Source organism: Umezawaea sp. Da 62-37 (assembly GCF_032460545.1).
Lineage (GTDB): Bacteria > Actinomycetota > Actinomycetes > Mycobacteriales > Pseudonocardiaceae > Umezawaea.
The window spans coordinates 8,441,718-8,448,132 of the sequence record NZ_CP135965.1; the positions used below are offsets into that span (position 1 = coordinate 8,441,718).

1 protein-coding gene is annotated in these 6,415 nt (G+C 72.2%); it reads left to right on the forward strand.

Annotation, left to right across the window (positions count from 1 at the left end; translation table 11 throughout):
- The first annotated feature begins 66 nt into the window (after positions 1-66).
- Positions 67-6,372: an SDR family NAD(P)-dependent oxidoreductase gene (locus RM788_RS38735; RefSeq protein ID WP_315924543.1), complete on the forward strand. Its 6,306-nt coding sequence runs from the start codon at positions 67-69 to the stop codon at positions 6,370-6,372.
- Positions 6,373-6,415 lie beyond the last annotated feature (43 nt).

Below are 6,415 nucleotides of genomic sequence, written 5' to 3' on the forward strand. Positions count from 1 at the left end.
TTCACGACGATCTCATTCTCCTGCGCCGGAGAAACCCTGTCGTCCGTAGCGAAGAGGTGCTCTTAAATGGCGAATGAAGACACGCTCCGGGAGTATCTCAAACTGGTGACGGCGGATCTCCACACCACCCGGCAGCGGCTTCAGCAGCTGGAGGACGGCGACCAGGAGCCGATCGCAATCGTGGCGATGAGCTGCCGTTATCCCGGTGGCGTTCGATCGCCCGAAGACCTTTGGCGATTGGTCGAGACCGGTGGCGACGCCATTTCCCCGCTTCCCGACGACCGCGGCTGGGGCACCGAAAACGGTGTTTTCGCGGTGGAGGGTGGTGGATTCCTCTATGACGCGGCCGATTTCGAGCCCGCGTTCTTCGGTATTTCCCCGCGTGAAGCGCTGGCCATGGACCCGCAGCAGCGACTGTTGTTGGAAACGACGTGGGAAGTGTTCGAACGGGCCGGAATCGACCCGAGGTCCCTGCGCGGCAGCCAGACCGGCGTGTTCGTCGGCGGCAGCGCCATGGGCTACGGGATCGGCCTGACCGAGGTACCCGATGAGGTCGCCGGCCACCTCCTCACGGGTGCCGCCCCCAGCGTCCTGTCCGGCCGCCTCTCCTACACGTTCGGCCTCGAAGGCCCCGCCGTCACGGTCGACACCGCGTGCTCCTCCTCGCTCACCGCGCTGCACCTCGCGGCCACCGCCCTGCGCAACGGCGAGTGCTCGATCGCGCTCGCGGGCGGCGTCATGGTGATGAGCACCCCGGCCGTGTTCGCCGAGTTCGGCAAGCAGGGCGGTCTTTCCCCGGACGGCCGCTGCCGCGCGTTCTCCGACGACGCCGACGGCACCGGCTGGTCCGAGGGCGTCGGCCTGCTGCTCGTCGAGAAGCTCTCCGACGCCCAGCGCAACGGGCACGAGGTCCTGGCCGTCATCCGCGGCAGCTCCGTCAACCAGGACGGCGCCTCCAACGGCCTGACCGCCCCCAACGGCCCGTCGCAGCAACGGGTGATCCTCCAGGCGCTCGCCAACGCCGGGCTGGCCCCCGCCGACGTGGACGTGGTCGAGGCGCACGGCACCGGCACGCGGCTCGGCGACCCGATCGAGGCGCAGGCCATCCTCTCCACCTACGGCCAGGACCGCGAGCGCCCGGTGCTGCTGGGCTCGCTGAAGTCCAACATCGGCCACACCCAGTCCGCGGCGGGCGTCGCGGGCGTGATCAAGATGGTCATGGCGATCCGCAACGGCGTCGCCCCCAGGACGCTGCACGCCGAGGAGCCCTCGCACCAGGTCGACTGGGAAGCGGGCTCGCTGGAGATCCTCACCGAGGCCCGCCCGTGGCCCGAGACCGGCAAGCCGCGCCGCGCGGGCGTTTCGTCGTTCGGCGTGAGCGGCACGAACGCCCACGTCGTGCTGGAACAGGCCCCCGCCACCGAGCCGGTCGCACCCGAGCGCACCGGCCGCGAGGTGCTGCCGTGGCTGCTGGCCGCGCGCACCGAGGACGGGCTGCGCGAGCAGGCCCGGCGGCTGCGCGAGCGGCTCGACGGCGTTGACCCGCACCCGGCCGACGTGGCGTTCTCCCTGGCGACCACCCGCACCGCGCTCGCCCACCGCGCGGTCGTGGTCGGCGCTGACCCGACCGTGCTGAAGACGGGCCTGGACGCGCTGGTCGACGGTGGTCCGGCGGCGAGCGTGCAGCGCGGCACGGTCACCGACGGCGGCTTGGCCGTGCTGTTCACCGGCCAGGGTTCGCAGCGGCTCGGCATGGGCCGTGAGCTGCACGCGGCGTTCCCGGTGTTCGCCGAGGCGTTCGACGCGGTGTGCGCCGAGTTCGAGAGCCCGGTCCGGGACGCGGTGTTCGGGGATGACGCCGCCGCCCTGGACCAGACCGGCATGACGCAGCCCGCGCTGTTCGCCATCGAGGTGGCGCTGTTCCGGCTGATCAGCTCGTGGGGGGTGCGGCCGGAGTTCCTGGCCGGGCACTCCATCGGCGAACTGGCGGCCGCCCACGTGGCCGGGGTGCTGTCGCTGGAGGACGCGGCCACGCTGGTCGAGGCGCGCGGCAGGCTGATGCAGGCGTTGCCGACGGGTGGCGCGATGGTCGCTCTTGAGGCCACAGAAGAAGAAGTGCTCGGCATGTTGGACGAGCACGTGTCCATTGCTGCGGTGAACGGTCCCAACTCGCTCGTGCTGGCCGGCGATGAGGACGCCGTCCTCGCGGTCACCGACGCGTTCCACGACCGCAAGTTCAAGCGGCTGGCCGTCTCCCACGCGTTCCACTCGCCGCACATGGACGCCATGCTCGACGACTTCCGCGCGGTGGCGGCCCGGCTGACCTACTCCTCGCCCACCATCCCGATCGTCTCCACGGCCACCGGCGAGCTCGCCACCGCCGCCGAGCTGTGCTCCGCCGACTACTGGGTCTCCCACGTGCGCCACGCCGTCCGGTTCGCCGACGCGGTCCGCACGCTGGAAGCCCAAGGCGTGTCGACGTTCCTGGAGCTGGGTCCCGACGCCGTGCTCACCGCGATGGGCGCCGACAGCGTCATCGACGCCGTGCTGATCCCCGCGCTGCGCAAGGACCACCCCGAGGTCGCGGCCATCACCACCGCGCTCGCCGGTCTGCACGTCCGCGGCGTCCGGATCGACTGGGCCGCCTACTTCGCGGGCACCGGCGCCCAGCGCGTCGACCTGCCCACCTACGCCTTCGACCGCCAGCGGTTGTGGTTGGAGGACAACGGCTCTGTTGGTGACGTGGCCGCTGCGGGCCTGTCCGCCGCGGGCCACCCGCTGCTTGCCGCGGTGCTGCCGATGCCCGACGGCGGCGTGCTGTTCACGGCGCGGCTGTCCGTCGCCACGCACGGCTGGCTGGCCGACCACGTCGTCGCCGACAACGTCGTGGTGCCCGGCACCGCGCTGGTGGAGCTGGCGATCCGCGCGGGTGACCAGGTCGGCTGCGGCCACCTGGAGGAGCTGCTGCTCCAAGCCCCGCTGATCGTCCCGGCGAAGGGCGGCGTCAGCCTGCACGTGGAGCTGGACGCCGAGCCCGGCCGCCGGATGATCACCGTGTACTCCCGCACCGATGACGACGACGCCGCGTGGGTCGTGCACGCGACGGGTGTGCTGACCGACGAGACCACGGCGCCCGGATTCGACGCGGCGCAGTGGCCGCCCGCCGGGGCTGTCCCCCTGGACCTGACCGGCCTTTACGAAGACCTCGCCGCGGGCGGTCTGCGCTACGGCCCGGTCTTCCGCGGGTTGGCGAACGCCTGGCGCAGCGGCGAGGACGTGTATGCCGAAGTCTCGCTGCCCGAGGCGGAACAGCGTCGGGCGGGCGCGTTCGGCGTCCACCCGGCGTTGCTCGACGCCGTCCTGCACACCCTGGGGATCGCCGACGGTTCAGAGCAGGGCGGTCCGGCGTCGCTGCCGTTCTCGTGGGCCGGGGTCAGCCTGTTCGCCTCCGGAGCCGAGACGCTGCGCGCCCGCGTTTCCCCGTCGCCGCAGGGCGACGGCGTCACCGTGGACGTCGCCGACGGCACCGGCTCGCCGGTCGCCCGCGTCGACTCGCTGGTGCTGCGCCCGATCAGCGGCGAGCAGTTCACCCGCGGCGGCACCGATTCGCTCTACCGGGTCGACTGGACGCCGATCTCGACCGCCGTCGAATCGAACACCGTCGCTTTGCCCGCTCTTGACGACTCGGTCGACGACGTCACGATCCTGCACGTCGCCGACTCCAGCAACGTGCACACCGTCACCGCGGAACTGCTGGCGGGCCTCAAGTCCTTCTTGGACGGTGACCGCCCGGACGACTCGGTGCTGGTCGTCGTGACCAGCCACGCGGTCGCCGCGCTGCCCGGCGAGGACATCACCGTTCCCGCGCAGGCGGGCGCTTCCGGCCTGGTGCGGTCCGCGCAGTCCGAGCACCCCGGCGCGATCGTGCTGCTGGACCTGGACGACGTGACCGCGCTCGACGCCGTGCTGCCCGCCGTGTTGGGCACCGGGGAGCTGGAGGTCGCGGTCCGCGCGGGCTCGCTCTACTCCCCGCGCCTGGTCCGCGCGGGCTCCGGGTCGATCGGCCCGATGGCCACGGATTCCGCGTGGCGACTGGACTTCACCGCTTCCGGCACGGTCGACAACCTCACCGCCATCCCGTGGCCGCACGCCGAGTCGGCGCTGGAGCCCGGCGAGGTCCGGATCGCCATGCGCGCGGCGGGCGTCAACTTCCGCGACGTCATGAACGTGCTCGGCATGTACCCCGGTGACGCCGGGATCATGGGCCTGGAAGGCGCGGGCGTCGTGCTGGAGGTCGGCCCCGAGGTCGAGGACCTCGTGCCCGGTGACCGGGTCATGGGCATGGTCGACGCCGCGTTCGGCCCGGTCGTGATCGCCGACCGCCGCAAGGTCTGCCCGATCCCGGAGGGCTGGTCGTTCACCCAGGCCGCGGGCGTGCCACTGGTGTTCCTCACCGCCCTCTACGCCCTGGAAGACCTGGGAGGCCTCAAGTCCGGCGAGTCGATCCTGGTCCACGCCGCCGCGAGTGGTGTCGGCATGGCCGCGACCCAGATCGCGCGGCACCTCGGCGCGGAGGTCTACGGCACCGCGAGCACCGGCAAGTGGGAAGCCCTGCGGGCCGCCGGGATCGCCGACGACCACATCGCGTCCTCGCGCACCATCGACTTCGAGCACCAGTTCACCATCACCACCGACGGGCAGGGCGTCGACGTCGTCCTCAACGCGCTGTCCGGCGAGTTCGTCGACGCCTCGCTGCGCCTGCTGGCGCAGGGCCACGGCGGCCGGTTCCTGGAGATGGGCAAGACCGACGTGCGGCACCCCGCCGAGGTCGCGAAGCGGCACCTCGACGTGGCCTACACCGCGTTCGACCTGATCGAGGCGGGCCCGGACCGCATCGGCGAGCTGCTGACCCGCCTGCACGGCTGGTTCGCCGACGGCTCGCTCAAGCCCCTGCCCGTGACGACGTGGGACGTCCACCGCGCCCCGGAGGCGTTCCGGTTCCTGGGCCAGGCCAAGCACACCGGCAAGGTCGTGCTGACCATCCCGACCCCGCTCGACCCGGACGGCTCCGTCCTGATCACCGGCGGCACCGGGGGACTGGGCGCGCTCGTCGCCCGCCACCTGGTCATCGAGCACGGCGTCAGGCACCTCGTGCTGACCTCCCGCCGCGGTCCGGACGCTCCCGGTGCGACCGAACTGGCCGACGAGCTGACCGCTCTCGGCGCCACGGTCGACCTGGCGGCGTGCGACGTCGCCGACCACGCCGCCGTATCGGCGCTGCTCAAGGGGATCGAGCACCCGCTGACCGGCGTCGTGCACGCGGCCGGGGTGCTCGCCGACGGTGTGCTCGACTCGCTGACGCCGGACCGGCTGTCCACCGTGCTCGGCCCGAAGGCGGACGCGGCGGCGCACCTGCACGAGCTGACCGCCGACCTCGACCTGGCGATGTTCGTCGTCTTCTCCTCCGCCTCCGGCCTGTTCGGCGGCGCGGGGCAGGCCAACTACGCCGCTGCCAACACCTTCCTCGACGCGCTCGCCGTGCACCGCCGCGCGAACGGCCTCCCGGCCATCTCGCTGGCGTGGGGCCCGTGGGACCAGACCGCAGGGATGGGCGCCTCCCTTTCGGACGCCGACATCGCCCGGATGGCCCGCTCGGGCATGCCGGTGCTGTCCGCCGACGACGGCCTGGCGCTGTTCGACCTGGCCCGCGTCGCCGACGACGCCGTGCTGGTGCCGGTGAAACTCGACCTGGCCACCCTCCGCGACGCGGGTGAGGTGCACCCGCTGCTGCGCGGCCTGGTCCGCGCCCCGGCCCGTCGCACGGCCGCCGCCGCGAGCAAGGCCGAGCCCGCCTCGTGGGGGCAGCGGCTGGCGGGCAGGACCAAGGCGGAGCAGGACGAGCTGCTGCTGGACCTGGTGGTCAGCCAGGTCGCGGTGGTGCTCGGCTACGAGTCGCCGCTGGACATCAAGCCCACGCTGGCGTTCAAGGAACTCGGCTTCGACTCGCTGTCCGCGGTGGAGCTGCGCAACACGCTCAGCGCCGCTACCGGCGTGAAGCTGCCCGCGACGCTGGTCTTCAACTACCCCAACGCCATCGAGCTGGCCGCCCACCTCAGGGCGGAGCTGGCGGGCGCCGACAGCTCAGCCGCGGCACTGCTGGCGGAACTCGACCGGCTCGACCTCGCGTTCGCCGAGGTCGGCGCGGACGACCCGATGCGCACCAAGCTCACCAGCCGACTGCGGCGCGTGCTGGCCAAGTGGGACGGAATCGGAGCGGCCGCTGTGCCTTCCGATTCGGCAAAGGCCACGTTGGACGAGGCGGGCTACGACGAGCTCTTCGACTTCATCGACAACAACCTCAGCTCCTCGTGATCACCCACACCCCGCCTGCACCGCTGTAGAGGAGACGACTCGA

What these genes read in the sequence shown, in the direction of transcription:
- RM788_RS38735 (WP_315924543.1), top strand. Translation starts at nt 67, where the DNA reads ATGGCGAATGAAGACACGCTCCGGGAGTATCTCAAACTGGTGACGGCG.